This window comes from Oscillibacter sp. (assembly GCF_032060045.1).
Classification (GTDB): Bacteria; Bacillota; Clostridia; order Oscillospirales; family Oscillospiraceae; genus Oscillibacter.
In genome coordinates, this window is record NZ_DAMBZJ010000027.1 from 5602 (window position 1) to 20785 (window position 15184).

A 15184-nucleotide genomic window follows, 5' to 3' on the forward strand; every position below is an offset into this window, starting at 1 on the left:
CCGGAGGAGGGCGTTCGTCAGGTGTTGGAGCTGAAAAGCCGGGGCCTGCGGATGAAGGACGCCGTGCGGCAGGTGGCCGAGGCCACCGGTCTTTCCCGGAACGAGCTCTACAGCGCCGCCATAGCGGCTGAAGCGGAGGAGAATTAAGTCCACGCCCTCATGCCGCAACTTGTGCAGAAGCGCTCCATTGAAAAAGCAAATAAATGCAAACAACCGCGCCGGAGGAAGTTCCTCCGGCGCGGTATTCTTTACCAGCTTTTCGTCTTAAAACCCAGGAAGCTTGGAAACCACTTCTGCGCAGCGGGGGCAGAGAGTGGGGTGATCGGGATTCTCCCCCACCTTGGCAGATTGCATCCAGCATCGCTCGCACTTGGCGCCAGGGGCTCTGCCCACCTCTACGGTTAGGCCCGGGAAATTCGTTCCCTTGCCCACGGTGGCTTCCGCAGAAGGCTCCGCGGTGGTGATGTTGCAATCCGAGACGATGAACACCTCGGCAAGGCTCACACCCACAGTCGCCATCAGCGCCTGCGCCGCCGCGTCGTCGTCCGCGTGGAGGGAGACATGTGCCTCCAGCGCCTTGCCGATTTTCTTGTCGGCACGGGCGGTTTCCAAAACCGCGTTCACGTCGTCCCGCAGGCGTACAACCGTCTCCCAGCGCTCCATGGCCTTTTCGCCCAGCGCATAGTCAGCAAAAGGTTTGTTCATCTCATTGAGCAGCACATTGCGCCCGTCGTCCCCGGCCCGGTGAGTCATGGCCTGCCAGATTTCGTCGCAGGTAAAGACCAGAACCGGAGCCATCAGTTTCGTCATGGTGTCCAGAATCAGGAACAGGGCGGTCTGGGCACTGCGGCGGCGCTTGCCGTCTTCTTCCTCGCAATACAAACGGTCCTTGATGATGTCCAGATAGAAGTTGGACAGCTCCAGCACGCAGAAGTCGTTGACGGCATGAGTTACAACAAAAAATTCGTAGTCGTCATAGGCCTTCAGGCACTTCTCGGTCAGCGCGTTGAGCCGGGTGATTGCCCAGCGGTCCAGCTCCTCCATCTGATCAGCGGGAACCAAATCGTCAGGATTGAATCCGTCTAGATTGCCAAGGCAGTACCTGGCGGTGTTGCGGAATTTCAAGTAATTTTGGCTGAGCTGCTTGAAGATTCTATCCGAGCCGCTCACATCGGAGTGATAGTCTGCCGAAGCCGCCCACAGGCGCAATAGGTCTGCGCCATACTGTTCAAAAATCTCAGCGGGGTCCATGCCGTTGCCTGCGGATTTGTGCATGGCCTTCCCCTGCTCATCCACGGTCCAGCCATGGGTGACGCACTCCTTGAACGGCGCGCCCTTGCCAAACGCGCCCACGGCGGTCAGCAAAGAGGACTGAAACCAGCCGCGGTATTGATCCAACCCCTCCATATAGACGGTGGCAGGCCAGAAGCCCTGATCCCGCTGCATGGAGGCAAAGTGGGTGGAGCCGGAGTCGAACCATCCGTCTAGGGTGTCCTCCTCCTTGTCAAATCCCTCCACAGCCCCGCAGTGGGGGCAGGCAAACCCGGTGGGCAGCAGCTCCGCCGCGTCTTTGGCAAACCATGCGTTGGAGCCTTCCTTTTCGAAAACAGACGCAATCGACTCGATGGATTCCTCCGTGACAACGGGCTTGCCGCAATGCTTACAGTATACCACCGGAATGGGCAGACCCCACTTACGCTGGCGGGAAATACACCAATCGTTGCGCTCCTGGATCATGGCCTTCATGCGCTCCTTGCCCCACGCAGGCACCCAGCGCACGTCCTCGCAGGCGGCGCAGGCCTCCTCCTTGAAGGAGTCCACCGAGCAGAACCACTGGGGTGTGGCACGGAAGATAATGGCTCCCTTGCAGCGCCAGCAGTGAGGATAGCTGTGGACGATATCCTCCCGGGCAAACAGTGCGCCGCTCTCCTTCATGTCCGCCAGAATCAGGGGGTTGGATTCCTCGGTCTTCATTCCGGCGTACTTTCCGGCATAGTCGGTGTGGCGGCCCTGATCGTCCACAGGCACCACCATATCCATGCCGTACCGGCGACAAGTGTCATAGTCGTCCGCACCAAAGCCGGGCGCGGTATGGACGCAGCCAGTACCGGAATCCATGGTGACATAGTCCGCCAGAAGCAGCCGGCTGGTCTTGTCAAGGAAGGGGTGCTTTGCCAGCATGTTTTCAAAGAACGCGCCGGGATGGGTCTCCACGATTTCGTACTCTTCAAAGCCGCCCAGCTTCATGACCTTCTCCGCCAGCGCCTCGGCCATGATATAAACCTCCCCGTTGGGGGCCTTTGCCAACGCGTAGTTCTCCTCGGGGTGCAAGGCAATGGCGAGGTTTCCAGGCAACGTCCAGATGGTGGTGGTCCAGATGACGAAGAAGAGCTTGCTGGGGTCGAACTTACCCAGCTTTCCACCGTCATCGGACATGGGGAACTTCACATACACAGTGGTACAGGGATCGTCCTGATATTCAATCTCCGCCTCAGCCAGCGCCGTCTCATCGTGAGGACACCAGTACACAGGCTTAAGGCCTTTATAAATGTGGCCATTTTTGTACATCTCACCAAAAACCTTGACCTCTTCGGCTTCAAAGCGGGGGTCCATGGTCTTGTAGGGATGCTCCCAATCCCCAATGACACCCATGCGCTTGAAGCCTTTCATTTGCACGTCAACGTAGTGCTGGGCAAAGTCGTGGCACGCAGAACGGAACTCGGGAACGGACATGGACTTGCGGTCCAGCTTGTTCTTCTTAATAATGGCAGATTCGATGGGCATGCCGTGGTTATCCCAGCCGGGGATATAGGGGGTATAGTAGCCCCGCATGGCATAGGACCGGGTGATAAAGTCCTTAATGGATTTGTTCAGAGCGTGGCCCATGTGCAGATCGCCGTTGGAGAACGGAGGGCCGTCGTGAAGGTTAAATAGAGGCTTACCCTCGTTCTTTTTCAAAAGCGCATTGTAGAGATCCATGTCCTCCCAGCGCTTGAGCATCTCCGGCTCCCGTTTGGGCAGGCCCGCCCGCATGGGGAAGTCGGTCTTGGGCAGATTGATGGTCTTGTTATAGTCCATAAGTGTTCAGTTCCTCTCAAATTGATTGATGGGCGCTTTGGCCCTTTGTTTTAATTCTTGTACGGCGCAGCGGGGTTGACCGGGTAACGTCAGGAATCATCCTGCGTAGGTCAGCGTTACAACACCGTCTTCTTTTGACGCAAGAAACGGGGCCTTTTCTTCAAAGGTAACCACTGTTGGAAATTCTATCCGAAAGCCCAACGTCTCTCCATGGCCCAGAATGCTGGCCGTCACCTTCCCATCCTTGACAAACAGCAGGTGCACCATGCCCTCGTTGAAGTTGTTTTCCTTAATAGCGGGGCTGTCAAAGCCAATTATTTCTGCAATTTTCTCTCTGCTGGTGTAAGGGTCAATGGTGTACACACGGTCCCACGCAAACGGAATCGCCCCGTTCAGCGCGACCGTTTGCCCGTCCTCCACCGCGGCAAGCGCCGCCTTTACCTGACCGTTGCGAAGGGCAACCGCGGGGTTTCCGACCAAGGCATCGCCCACCGCGCACAGGGCAAGCATCGCCAGCACAAGGACTACTGCTTTTTTCCGGCGCAACGCGTTCCCCCCTTGTGGAAAAATAAAAAACGCCCTGTCTCCTAAAGAGACAGAAGCGTTTAACATACTTCTGCGGTACCACTCTCATTGCTTCTCCCCTTGCGGGAAAAAGCCGCTCACAGCCTGCATTCACAGGCCGACGGATAACGTCGTCACACGTCCACACTTACTCGCGTCGTCTTTCGGCAGGAGGCTCCAAGGTGATTTTCAGGTCCCGCCTGTCGTCAGCCCTTCCACCAAAACGGGCCGCTCTCTGTGCAGAGGTCAGGTCTTACTCGTCCTTATCTACGCCATCTATTCAATTTTTCAACACCATTATACCTGCCGCCGCCGATTTGTCAAGTCGGAAATTCTCCGGAAGGCGGCCCTGCTTCTCCCCCGCACATAGTGAAAGGGCCTGCCAACCGCAATTGGCAGGCAGCAAGCCCCCACAAAAAGGAACGCTTTGCGCTCCTTTTTCATTGGTATCGGTAATGCTTTCCCGTATACTCGTCCACGCAGGACAAAAACATCTCCCGACTACGAAATTCAATGGGCCGGAAGCCCTCCGCCTCGTGAAAGGATACAATACGGTTCACGGTGTCTATCCATACACGCCAGAGTCCGGCATTTCTTGTGGTTTCCATTCGGAAAACTCCCTTCGTCTTATCTGCGGCTTCTGCCGCCCCGCACACAGTTTTCCGGTGGAGTTCCCAATCCACCGTCTTCTTGATTAATATGACGGTTCCCCGCGGGAAAAAGTTTCAACTTTGCGCCTCTTTTTCTGCTTGTTCTTTTTCCAGCGCCGCTATGCCGCTGTCCACCTGAGTCAAAAAGGTCTGCCACGCATTCTCGTTTTCCACGTAATATTTGGGGCAGTTCTTTCCTGACACGTCGTAGTGGCGCAAAACGTCCTTGGAGGTCAGGCCAAACGCGTTGCACAAAAACGCCGTCAGCTCCGCCACCCGGTCATAGGTTACGGGGAGAAATTCTCCTGTCTCGTCAGGATGACAGACCTCGATGGAAAGGGTATCCTCGTTGCGTGTGTTGGACGCATAGGCCCACTCCGTCAGGGGGATGCACTGAAGCACCTCTCCTTCCAACCCCACAACAAAGTGGGCGCTGGCGTAAATCTCCAGATGTCCGTCTTCAAGGCCCTCAAAATAGCTGCGATTGGCTTCGGCCGAGGTGCCGGGATTGCCCACGTAGTGGATGACGATCCCCTTCACCTGCTTCAGTTCTGTGCCGGGACGGGACCATGGATTCACCGTGAGAAATTCCTGCGTCACATAGTCCGGCAGTACCACCGTCTCTGCCGATACTCCGGCATGAATTTTCCCCCAAATCCACATGCCGGTGGCGGCGATCACAAGGACCGCCGCCAGGCACAGCACAAGAAATCGTGGATTTATACGTCTTCTCTTTTCTCTGTACGTCATATGTTTTTCGCTCCCGCGCCTTAGCCCACGTAAATCGCCGTGGGGCCGTCGGCTCCGCCGATGATGACCGCATCTCCGGATGCACTCTCCGGTGTCAATTCATCAGGCACCGGAAGTGCCTGAATTTCCTGGGGGTGCGTCTCTTCGTAGTACGCTTCTTTTGCGTAGTTCTCGCCGTCATAATTATTGTAATACGTTTGATACGTATTCAGATTGTCGATATCCACTCCACATTTTTCGAGCGCTGCCAGAAGGTAGGTATAGTCCTTGGAAATTTGCACGTTCTCGGAGTAACTGCTGTTATAATAGTTTCCGTTGTCGTCCTGCGCACGGTAGTAAAACGACAAATTATCGGAATACGTGTTGGCATCCCAGCCCTTGGAATCAAACAGATAGGTCCCGGCATGGCCCGCCTCTATGTCTTTTTTCAGTGCCGCCAGAATTTCCCGGGCGGTATCGCCCTCAAAAGTCAGCGTGCGACCTTCCGCATCAAGATACATTTCCACCGTCATGAGACGTCCGGTCTCGAAGCGCTCGTTCATATACGCCTTCCACACCTCCGGGTCCCGGGCAAGCTCTGTCAGCTGCTCCGTCAAAGCGGCATGGGCTTTAATGTCCGAGGGCACAATAGTAAAGCTGTAATTCCTGCGCAGATGCGTGCCGTTTTTCAGTGTATAGTCCAAGTGCATATTTCCGTAGAGTGCGTCCTCGTCCCACTCGCTATTTGCGGGGCGCTCTTCCACCAGCATTTGATGCAGCGTCAGGAAGCGATCAATCGTCTCTGGGTCATTGCTTTCACCAGAAATGGAGTCCTGCCCATAAAGCTGGAAATCCAGCGACTGTACCTCCTCTACCGTAGGAACGCGCCGCTCAACGCCCGGAAGATCCAGCTCAAGCGCCACGCACGCCAGAATCAGGACGGCAACCAGAACTGCGCCCCCTTTCCAGCTTCGTTTTAGAATGTGGAAGGATTTTTGCAGCAGCATCTCCGCCGCAAAATAGCCCGCCAGTCCCAAAACAGCCATGCAAATCGCCAGCGACACAGGAGATTGCCCTGTCCGGCCGAACGCGTCCCACAAAATGATATACAAAATCTGTCCCAGGCTCAGGCTTGCGCACACGCCCACGCCGTACCGGAAAACAGGTTTTGCCCAGCTTATGGCAACGGTATCCCCGGCGGACTCACTGTGGCGACGTCTGTAAATCAGCAGCGCCACAATTGTCATACATACGCCCACCAGCGTGTAAACTCCAATGGTACCAAGTCTGCTTTGCAAAAAGCGCAAGTACTCTTCACTGTTGCGGGAATAACCCCATCGGTCCCAGCTTAGCTGGGACAACTTGTAAATTGGCGTGAGCCAGACCATAAGCGCAGGATCGGCGGGGTTCGTCCAGCCGTACAGCATAATCTGGCACAGATTCCAAAACAAATTCGTCAGCCCGTAAGCCAGACAGTTAAACACCCCGTAATACATAGGAATGGCCAACATCTGCCCCGCAAATGCCGCACAAAGCACTGCGAAGCTGTAAAAGAACAGCATCTGCCCCGTGGTATACAGCAACCACAGTCCAATGACCCGCAGATCCGTCACTCCGGCAGCGCTCCAGATGAGGACCGTCAGCAGCGCGGTGAGCGCATGCGTTCCAACAAATACCGCCACACCTGCCAGATAGTGGGTCACAAAGAGGCCCTCTCTCCGGGTGGGCAAGGCGTGGACAAACCCCACGGATCTGGTTCCGGTGAGGTAGGAAAACAGCGTCATCGCAAACAAGCATCCGAAGACCACACTCATGGCCAGCGCTGGGCTGGTGGCCATATCCGCCACCTGGTTTATGGAATAAGACTTCATCTGGTCCGTGTTTACCCAGGCGTTTTGGCCAAACAGCTCTAGAAACTGGAACGCCGGCACCATCAAAAGCCACATTACCAGATACAGCGCCCAAAGAGGCCAGAACCGGACCAGATCGTTGCGAAACAGGGCGGGGCTGAACAGTCCCTTAGAGGACAATGTCTTTGACTGCATAGTTCGCACCTCCCAACTCGTAAATAAAAATTTCCTCCAGCGTCAGAGGCACAGCGTCCACCAACACAGGACTATATTGTCCCAGCAGCTCCTCCGCCGCCTTGGCGTTCATCCGCAGAATCAACGTATGAATCCGCCCAAGGCGGGAGGCGTGGAGCGCCGGAATTTCAGAGGGAACCTCCGTCACTTCTTCAGGGAACACCACCTGAAGCTTCACCATGTTGTCCTGAAGCTGCTCCAAAGACCGCTCCAGCAGCACTTTTCCGTGGTCCAGGATGCCCACATGATCGCATACGTCCTCCAGCTCGCGCAGATTGTGGCTGGAAACCAGCACCGTGGTGCCCCGCTCCGCCACATCGTCCAGCACAAGCGACCACACCTGCCGGCGCATCACCGGGTCCAGACCGTCCACCGGCTCATCCAACAGAAGATAATCCGGCATGCAGCTCATGGTCAGCCAGAAGGCCGCCTGCTTCTGCATTCCCTTGGACAGGTGCCGAATGGCTTTGCGGGGGTCAATGGGAAATGCGTCCCCCAGCTTTTGATATCGCTCCATGGAAAACGTAGGATAGATCCCCCGGTAAAGCTTCATCATATCCTGCGTGCTGGACTGCAAAAAGTAGTGCCAGTCATCGGGAATAGAGCCGATCCGCGCTTTCAGCGCCGGATTTTCCCACACGGACTCCCCCTGAATACTTACCGTACCCTCATCCGTGCGATACACACCGTTGAGACAGCGCAGCAACGTGGACTTGCCCGCCCCGTTGGGTCCCACCAGTCCGTATACCGCGCCGGTGGGCACCGTCAGGGTAATCCCGTCCAGAGCCGCAAAGCCGTCAAATTTTTTTACAGCGTTTTGAATTTCGATCATGTCTTTTCTACCTCCTTCAGCAGCGCCTCAAGCTCCGCCGGGGTCACACCCAGCACCCGCAGCTCCCGCAGAAGCTGGCGCGCCTTTTCTTTCAACAGCTCTCGGCGGGCTGCGTCGGCACTTCCCCGTTCCCCGGCAAAGCTGCCCTTTCCTGGCACGGAATAGATATATCCCTCTGTCTCCAGATCGTTGTAGGCCCGCTGAATCGTGTTGGGATTAATGCTAAGCTGGGTTGCCAGCACCCGCACGGACGGCAGCTTTTCCTCCGCCGCCAGCGCACCGGTGACGATCAGCTTTCGCAGCTCGTCTTTGATCTGCTCGTAGATGGGCCTCGAATCCCGGTAATTCAGGCTGATCATCTTTCCACCTCCGTTTTATCTGCCGGTTGCCCGGCGCCACTGTATTATCCGTATTAGTACAGTTAAGATATCATGTTCCATTTCTCCTGTCAAGTTATTTTTAAAGCCATTTTGGTTTGAAAAAAGCAGAAAATTCACCGTATTAAAAATACACCCCATCTTTATTATAGCTGGGCGAAGGTGTATATGAATCGGAAATTGAAGTCAAAACGTTTTAATTTCGGTATTTTGGGGGAAAAATGATTGACAGAAATATGAAAAGAATCTTTACAACCGGGAATCCTTATGATATAGTGAAAAAGCACGCAAACATGCGGCACCCCAGCGCTTCGTTTCGTGGCTTTCACCGGCCCGATGCGCAGTTTTGTGGGTAATTTTAAAAAAGGTGGAAACAATTATGTTGCGCAAAGAAGAAAAAACCGCGATTATCGACGCAAACCGCACCCACGCCTCGGACACCGGCTCTCCCGAAGTTCAGATTGCCATTCTGACGGAGCGGATCAACACCCTCACCGAGCATATGAAGGCCAACCCCCAGGACAAGCACTCCAACCGCGGCCTCATTATGATGGTCGGTAAGCGTCGCAATCTGCTGGATTATCTCCAGAAGAAGGACGTTGAGCGTTATCGCGCCCTGATTGCAAAGCTCGGCATTCGTAAGTAAGATGAAGCGTGGGCGGGGTAGTTTGTCTGCACCGCCCCCTTTTCATAGATTTTGCGTCACCAAAATCGCCTTTAGCAGTTGAAAATGCGCCCCCGGAAGAGTCCCTGCGAGGCCGTATTTTCAAGTGCTAAATGGCCGGTATGACGCGAAAAATTTAATGTTCCAAAAGGAGAATGCAACATGTCAACGATCATTACTAAGCGTCAATATCCCGGCTACCGCAAGTACGAGATGGACTTGGCGGGCCGCCCCCTTACGCTGGAGGTCGGCAAGCTGGCGGAGCTGGCCAACGCCGCCGTCATGGTAGGCTATGGCGACACCCGCGTGCTGTGCTGCGTCACCGCCGCCGCCCGTCCCCGGGACGGAATCGACTTCTTCCCCCTGAGCGTGGACTTTGAGGAAAAGCTGTATTCTGTGGGCCGCATTCCCGGCTCCTTCAACCGGCGCGAGGGCCGCCCCGGCGAAAAGGGCGTTTTGACCTCCCGGGTTATTGACCGTCCCATCCGCCCCCTGTTCCCCCACGATTTCCGTAACGATGTCTCCGTGATGTGCACGGTCATGAGCCTGGACCGTGATTGCTCTCCCGAAATTGCCGCTCTTATCGGCACTTCTGCCGCCTTGGCCATCTCCGACATTCCGTGGAACGGCCCCGTGGCCGCGCTGAAGGTGGGCCTTGTGGACGGGAAGCTGGTGTTTAACCCCAACTCCGAGGATCACAAGGTTTCTGATTTGGACGTGACCGTGGTTTCCACCGGCAAAAAGGTAGTCATGATCGAGGCCGGCGCCAACGAAGTTAGCAACGACACCATGTACGAGGCCATCCGCGCCGCCCACGAAGAGAATCAGAAGCAGATCGCCCTGATCAACCAGATGGTGAGCGAAATCGGCAAGGCCAAGTTCGAGTATCCTCACGCCGACTTCAATCAGGAGCTGTTTGACAAAATTGTTGCCGCCACCATGGATGACGCCAAGGCTGCCATGGACACCGACGACAAGAACGTCCGCGAAACCCGCTGGAACCAGCTCATTGAAAAGTGGCACGGCCTGTTCCTTGAGGAATACCCCAACATGGACCAGTATCTGGGCGAGATCACCTATAAGTTCCAGAAGAAAATCGTCAAGGCCTGGCTGCTGGAAGGCCACCGGGTTGACGGCCGCAAGAGCAACGAAATCCGCGCGCTGGACGCGGAGGTGGGCATTCTTCCCCGGGTCCACGGCTCCGGCCTCTTCACCCGCGGCCAGACGCAGGTGCTTTCCGCCTGCACGCTGGACACGCTTTCCGCCAACCAGAAGCTGGACACCATTTGGGAGGAGACGGAGAAGCGCTATATGCACCACTACAACTTCCCCGGCTACTCCGTTGGCGAGGCAAAGCCCGCCCGCAGCCCCGGCCGCCGCGAGATCGGCCACGGTGCGCTTGCCGAGCGGGCACTGGTGCCGGTGCTTCCCTCTGTGGAGGAATTCCCCTATGCCATCCGCGTGGTGAGCGAAGTGGTTTCTTCCAACGGGTCCACCTCTCAGGGCTCTATTTGCGGCTCCACTCTGGCGCTGATGGACGCAGGTGTGCCCATTAAGGCTCCTGTGGCAGGCATTTCCTGCGGTCTGATTCAGGACGACAACGGCGGCTTCACCACATTTATCGACATTCAGGGCGTGGAGGATTTCCACGGCGAAATGGACTTTAAGGTGGCCGGCACCAAGAAGGGCATCACCGCCATTCAGATGGATTTGAAAAACGACGGCCTGACCATGGAGATTATCAAAAACGCGTTGGAAATCACCGGGGACGCCCGCATCGAGATTTTGGATCAGGTCATGCTGCCCTGCATCAACGCTCCTCGGTCTGAGGTTTCCCGCTATGCCCCTAAGATGATCACCATGCACATTGATCCGGACCGCATCCGCGAGGTCATCGGCAAGGGCGGCTCCGTAATTCAAAAGATCGTGGCCGACACCGGCGCGAAAATCGACATCAACGACGACGGCTCCATTTTCATCGCCGCCGCGGATGCCACCTCCGGCGAAGCCGCCAGAAAGTGCATCAACGACATCGTGTTTGTCCCCGAGGTCGGCAAGCTGTATTACGGTCGCGTGGTGCGGCTGATGACCTTCGGCGCATTCATTGAGATTGCCCCCGGCAAGGACGGCCTGTGCCACATCTCCAAGCTGGCAGACCACCGCATTGAGAAGGTGGAGGACGCCTGCAAGGTGGGCGACATGATGTGGGTCAAGTTCATGGAAATTGACGAGAAGGGCCGCTGGAACCTCTCTCACAGAGACGCCATGAAGGAAATCGAGGAGAAGAAGGCCAAGGGCGAACCCATTCAGTAACTTTCTTTCCCTTTTGAAATACGGGGCGGAGCGTCTGCTCCGCCCCGTCGCTTTTGTGCACTGCACGGAAAGGAGCCGCCATGGATACCATTGCCGCCATCGCCACAGGGAAATCCCCTGTGGCCATCGGCGTAATTCGCGTTTCAGGTCCCGAGACGGACGCGGTGGTGAGCCGGGTATTTCATCCGGACTGCCGGAAGACTTTTTCTGAGTTGGAACCCCGCAAGCTCTTTATGGGCCGAATGCTGGATGCAAACGGCCGCGTGCTGGACGGCGGCATGGCCGTCCGTTTTCCCGGCCCCGCCAGCTACACCGGCGAGGACACCGCCGAGCTTCATTGTCACGGCTCCCCCGTGGCCATGGGGGAGCTTTTGCTGGCTCTGTTTGCCGCCGGTGCGCGGCAGGCTCGGCCCGGAGAGTTTACCCAGCGGGCCTTTTTAAACGGCAAGCTGGATTTGACCCAGGCAGAGGCCGTTATTGACCTCATCGAGGCGGAAAGCCCTGCCGCCGCCCGAAATGCCGCCATGCAGGTAAGCGGAGTTTTGGGCCGCAGCCTATCCGCCGTTTATGAAAGCCTGACCGCCGTTGCCTCTCAATTCTACGCCGTGGTGGATTACCCCGACGAGGACATTGAGGATCTGGACACCGAGCGACTGACCACCTCGCTTCGGGAAGCGGAGGAACTCCTTGGCCGCTTGCTTTCCACATGGAGCCGGGGCCGCCTTTTAAAATCCGGCGTACGCACTGCCATTATCGGACGGCCCAACGCCGGAAAGTCCTCACTTTTGAACGCGCTGGCAGGCTTTGACCGGTGTCTTGTCACCGACATACCAGGAACCACGCGGGACACGGTGGAGGAATCCGTCCTCTGCGGCGGCGCGCTGCTGCGCTTGATTGACACCGCCGGTATCCGGGAGACAGAGGATCTGGTGGAACGGCTTGGGGTGGAGCGGTCTAAGTCTGCCGTGGAGGGGGCCGATCTGGTCCTCGCCGTGCTGGATGGGACCGCGGAATTCACGGAGGAAGACGGCGCGATTTTGGCGCTGGCAAGCCGCTGTCCCCACTGGCTTTTAATCCTTACCAAGCAAGATCTGCAAAGCGACGGCGCAGAGGTTTTGCATCTTCCCGGGGAGTTTCCAATTCCGCCGGAGAGAATGATCTCCCTCAGCTCTGTCACCGGGCAGGGACTGGACACGTTGGAATCCGCCGTCGCCGCCCTGTTCCCCGCCGGGGCAGAGGAGGCTGGGCTGCTTTTAACGGACCCCCGGCAAGCAGACGCGGTGGGCCGGGCCCAGGCCGCTCTTTGCCGGGGGCTGGACGCGCTGCGCACGGGGCTGACCCCGGACGTGGTGCTGGCCGACACGGAGGAGGCCATGGGTGCAATCGGGGAGCTGACCGGCCGCACTGCTAAAGAGGACATCGTATCGGCCATCTTCTCCCGGTTCTGCGTCGGCAAGTGATCGGGCAGCCTTTTGGGAAGCCTTGGCAAGACAGGTGCGGCGGGCGGTTTTGCGCCTGTTTTAACAGCACTATCTAATATTGGTTTCCGCAAAATACGATTTACAAAACCAGATAATTGTGGTATTCTCTCTGTAAATGAAGCCCATTTTGAGAGGGGGACACATAATGGAGGATCAGACGCACTTACAGGCGCGTTTGCGAGAGCAGCGCCCCGTGGATTGGGACCAGCTTCCCGACTTTTCTCTGTATATGGATCAGGTGCTCAGCTATATGGACCGGCAGGTTCTGCGCTTTGACGGGGACGACGGCCTGACCGCCGCCATGGTGAACAACTATACTAAGGCCGGGCTGCTGCCCCGGGCCGATGGGAAGAAATATAGCCGGGAACATCTGGCCTATCTTACGGTGATCTGCGTGCTCAAGCAGGTCTTTTCCGCCAAGGACATGAGCCTTCTGCTGGATCAGGAGCTGAAGGACTCCGGCAGCGTGGAAGCAGGCTATCGCACCTTCTGCCGCAGTCTGGATTCCTCTATGGCGCTTACCGCCGAGCAGATGGACCAGCACCAGAACCCCGAAAAGCTGGCGGATTCGGCCATTCACTTTGCTCTTTTAAGCTATGCCGCCGGGGCGGCCAGCCGCCGGTATGTGACACTGTTGCGCCACCGCCGGGGCGAGATGGAGGAAAAGCCGGTCCGTGAGAAGCGGAGTCGGCAAAAGAAAGAGGAGGATGCGGAATAATGCGCGATTATGTGATTTTGACCGACAGCAGCTGCGACCTATCCGCCGACATGGCGGCAGAGCTGGAGCTGGAGGTTCTTCCCCTGAGCTTTCACCTCGGCGAGAAAGAGTATCACAACTATCTGGATGGACGAGAACTCGGCTTTCCGGAGTTTTTTGAAAAGTTACGCAGAGGCGAGACTGGCACCACCTCCGCCATCAACGTGGGCGCTTTTGAGACAAAAATGCGAGAGATTCTCTCTCAGGGGAAGGACATTTTATGCCTGAGCTTCTCCTCGGGCCTGTCCACCACGCATCAGTCCGCATCCATTGCGGCGGAAGACCTGCGTCCGGAGTTTCCAGAGGCTAAGATTTACGTGGTGGACACTCTGTGCGCCTCACTGGGACAAGGACTGTTCGTTTGGCTCTGTGCCGGACTTAAGAAGGCCGGAAAAAGCATTGACGAAGTGCTAACCTATGCAGAGGAAGAAAAATACCATGTGTGCCACTGGTTCACGGTGGACGACTTAAACCACTTGAAGCGGGGCGGTCGCATCAGCGCGACCACCGCACTGTTCGGCACAATGCTGTCCATCAAGCCCGTGATGCACATGGACAACGAGGGGCATCTCATCCCCGTCAGCAAGGCCCGGGGGCGCAAAGCTTCTTTGACGGCCCTGGTGGACCAGATGGAGCTTCTTTCCGTGGACCCTGCCAAGCAGACAATATTTATCAGCCATGGAGATTGCTATGACGACGCAAAGCTGGTGGCAGAAGAAATCACCCGCCGCCTTGGCACGCCGGAAAAAAATATCCATATCAATTACGTAGGCCCCGTCATCGGCAGCCACACGGGCTGCGGCGTGGTGGCTCTGTTTTTCTTGGGTACGGAGCGCTGAGAGGCCGGGGGTCTCAGCGGACCTCTGTATCAACGAATGAAAATACGGCCCGACGAGGCCGACAAAACGGGAGGCGCAGCCTGATGAACTGGCTGGAGATCCATATAGATACAAACCATCAGGGTCTGGAAGCAACGGAGGCGTTCCTTTCAGGTCTTGGCATCGACGGTGTGGTCATTGAAGACGAGACGGAATTTCACACGTTTCTGAAGGAAAACCGGCAGAGCTGGGATTACGTGGACGAAGACCTTTTGGAAAAAAAGTCCGGCGTGTCCCGCATCACCTTTTATCTAGAGGAGAACGAGGCAGGCCTTGCCCGGCTGGGAGAGGTGCGCATCGCTTTAGAGGAATTCAGGCGCACCCATTCCGATTTCGGAACGCTTTTGATGACGCTGGAATCATTGAAGGAAGAGGACTGGGCCTATGGCTGGCAAAAGTATTATAAGCCCCTGAACATCGGGCAGCGCCTGCTGGTGATTCCTCAATGGGAACAGGATACCGTGAATCCCGGGGACCGGGTGCCACTCATCCTCGACCCGGGTCTTGCCTTCGGCACCGGGAGTCATGCCACCACCCGTCTGTGCCTTGAGGCCTTGGAGCAGGTGGTGAAACCCGGCGATACCGTGCTGGACTTGGGCTGCGGCAGCGGCATTCTTTCCATCGCGGCGCTGAAGCTGGGGGCCACCTCTGCTACGGCGGTGGACATTGACGAAAACTGCATCAACGTTGCCTATGAAAACGCGGCGCTGAACGGAGTGGGCCGAGATCGGTATACCGTTCTTTCCGGCGACGTGCTGGGAGACGAATGCCTAGTTT

14 protein-coding genes are annotated in these 15184 nt (G+C 56.7%); 7 read left to right on the forward strand and 7 right to left on the reverse strand.

Annotation, left to right across the window (positions count from 1 at the left end):
• Positions 1-51: 51 nt before the first annotated feature.
• On the forward strand, positions 52-147 hold the full coding sequence (locus RT018_RS15850; RefSeq protein ID WP_397360214.1) for a hypothetical protein: 96 nt from the start codon (positions 52-54) through the stop codon (positions 145-147).
• A 117-nt stretch (positions 148-264) separates the two neighbouring features.
• Here the strand turns inward: RT018_RS15850 and ileS are convergent, their stop codons facing one another.
• The 7 genes from ileS to RT018_RS11415 all read right to left on the reverse strand — a co-directional run bounded on the left by ileS (position 265) and on the right by RT018_RS11415 (position 8296).
• Positions 265-3078: an isoleucine--tRNA ligase gene (gene ileS, locus RT018_RS11385; RefSeq protein WP_312942038.1), complete on the reverse strand. Its 2814-nt coding sequence runs from the start codon at positions 3076-3078 to the stop codon at positions 265-267.
• Between the two features lie 96 nt (positions 3079-3174).
• The gene (locus RT018_RS11390) at positions 3175-3624 is read right to left on the reverse strand and encodes a hypothetical protein (protein WP_312942040.1); all 450 of its coding nucleotides are present in this window, start codon (positions 3622-3624) and stop codon (positions 3175-3177) included.
• A 458-nt stretch (positions 3625-4082) separates the two neighbouring features.
• Positions 4083-4250: a hypothetical protein gene (locus RT018_RS11395; RefSeq protein ID WP_312942043.1), complete on the reverse strand. Its 168-nt coding sequence runs from the start codon at positions 4248-4250 to the stop codon at positions 4083-4085.
• Positions 4251-4367: 117 nt separating this feature from the next.
• Complete coding sequence (locus RT018_RS11400) at positions 4368-5042, reverse strand: peptidoglycan recognition family protein (protein WP_312942044.1); 675 nt, start codon at positions 5040-5042, stop codon at positions 4368-4370.
• Between the two features lie 20 nt (positions 5043-5062).
• Positions 5063-7066, reverse strand: coding sequence for a hypothetical protein (locus tag RT018_RS11405; RefSeq protein ID WP_312942046.1), 2004 nt, complete (start codon positions 7064-7066; stop codon positions 5063-5065).
• Positions 7041-7937 (reverse strand): ABC transporter ATP-binding protein, encoded by an 897-nt coding sequence (locus tag RT018_RS11410; RefSeq protein ID WP_312942048.1) that lies wholly within the window; start codon positions 7935-7937, stop codon positions 7041-7043. The genes RT018_RS11405 and RT018_RS11410 overlap by 26 nt, the downstream gene beginning before the upstream one ends.
• The gene (locus RT018_RS11415) at positions 7934-8296 is read right to left on the reverse strand and encodes a GntR family transcriptional regulator (RefSeq protein WP_312942051.1); all 363 of its coding nucleotides are present in this window, start codon (positions 8294-8296) and stop codon (positions 7934-7936) included. Before RT018_RS11415 ends, RT018_RS11410 begins: the two co-directional genes overlap by 4 nt.
• 397 nt (positions 8297-8693) lie before the next feature.
• Between RT018_RS11415 and rpsO the strand changes: the two genes are divergently transcribed.
• The 6 genes from rpsO to RT018_RS11445 form a co-directional block, all read left to right on the forward strand.
• Positions 8694-8960, forward strand: a complete 267-nt coding sequence (gene rpsO / locus RT018_RS11420) for a 30S ribosomal protein S15 (RefSeq protein WP_312942054.1) — start codon at positions 8694-8696, stop codon at positions 8958-8960.
• 180 nt (positions 8961-9140) lie between these two features.
• Positions 9141-11291: a polyribonucleotide nucleotidyltransferase gene (locus tag RT018_RS11425; protein ID WP_312942056.1), complete on the forward strand. Its 2151-nt coding sequence runs from the start codon at positions 9141-9143 to the stop codon at positions 11289-11291.
• 80 nt (positions 11292-11371) lie between these two features.
• On the forward strand, positions 11372-12751 hold the full coding sequence (gene mnmE, locus RT018_RS11430; protein WP_312942058.1) for a tRNA uridine-5-carboxymethylaminomethyl(34) synthesis GTPase MnmE: 1380 nt from the start codon (positions 11372-11374) through the stop codon (positions 12749-12751).
• A 166-nt stretch (positions 12752-12917) separates the two neighbouring features.
• Complete coding sequence (locus RT018_RS11435) at positions 12918-13490, forward strand: DUF1836 domain-containing protein (protein ID WP_312942060.1); 573 nt, start codon at positions 12918-12920, stop codon at positions 13488-13490.
• Positions 13490-14368: a DegV family protein gene (locus RT018_RS11440; RefSeq protein ID WP_312942063.1), complete on the forward strand. Its 879-nt coding sequence runs from the start codon at positions 13490-13492 to the stop codon at positions 14366-14368. Before RT018_RS11435 ends, RT018_RS11440 begins: the two co-directional genes overlap by 1 nt.
• Before the next feature lie 83 nt (positions 14369-14451).
• The coding region (locus RT018_RS11445) for a 50S ribosomal protein L11 methyltransferase (protein ID WP_312942065.1) at positions 14452-15184 on the forward strand (733 nt) is incomplete at its 3' end.

What these genes read in the sequence shown, in the direction of transcription:
- RT018_RS15850 (WP_397360214.1), top strand. Translation starts at nt 52, where the DNA reads ATGAAGGACGCCGTGCGGCAGGTGGCCGAGGCCACCGGTCTTTCCCGG.
- ileS (WP_312942038.1), bottom strand. Translation starts at nt 3,078, where the DNA reads ATGGACTATAACAAGACCATCAATCTGCCCAAGACCGACTTCCCCATG.
- RT018_RS11395 (WP_312942043.1), bottom strand. Translation starts at nt 4,250, where the DNA reads ATGGAAACCACAAGAAATGCCGGACTCTGGCGTGTATGGATAGACACC.
- RT018_RS11400 (WP_312942044.1), bottom strand. Translation starts at nt 5,042, where the DNA reads ATGACGTACAGAGAAAAGAGAAGACGTATAAATCCACGATTTCTTGTG.
- RT018_RS11405 (WP_312942046.1), bottom strand. Translation starts at nt 7,066, where the DNA reads ATGCAGTCAAAGACATTGTCCTCTAAGGGACTGTTCAGCCCCGCCCTG.
- RT018_RS11410 (WP_312942048.1), bottom strand. Translation starts at nt 7,937, where the DNA reads ATGATCGAAATTCAAAACGCTGTAAAAAAATTTGACGGCTTTGCGGCT.
- RT018_RS11415 (WP_312942051.1), bottom strand. Translation starts at nt 8,296, where the DNA reads ATGATCAGCCTGAATTACCGGGATTCGAGGCCCATCTACGAGCAGATC.
- rpsO (WP_312942054.1), top strand. Translation starts at nt 8,694, where the DNA reads ATGTTGCGCAAAGAAGAAAAAACCGCGATTATCGACGCAAACCGCACC.
- RT018_RS11425 (WP_312942056.1), top strand. Translation starts at nt 9,141, where the DNA reads ATGTCAACGATCATTACTAAGCGTCAATATCCCGGCTACCGCAAGTAC.
- mnmE (WP_312942058.1), top strand. Translation starts at nt 11,372, where the DNA reads ATGGATACCATTGCCGCCATCGCCACAGGGAAATCCCCTGTGGCCATC.
- RT018_RS11435 (WP_312942060.1), top strand. Translation starts at nt 12,918, where the DNA reads ATGGAGGATCAGACGCACTTACAGGCGCGTTTGCGAGAGCAGCGCCCC.
- RT018_RS11440 (WP_312942063.1), top strand. Translation starts at nt 13,490, where the DNA reads ATGCGCGATTATGTGATTTTGACCGACAGCAGCTGCGACCTATCCGCC.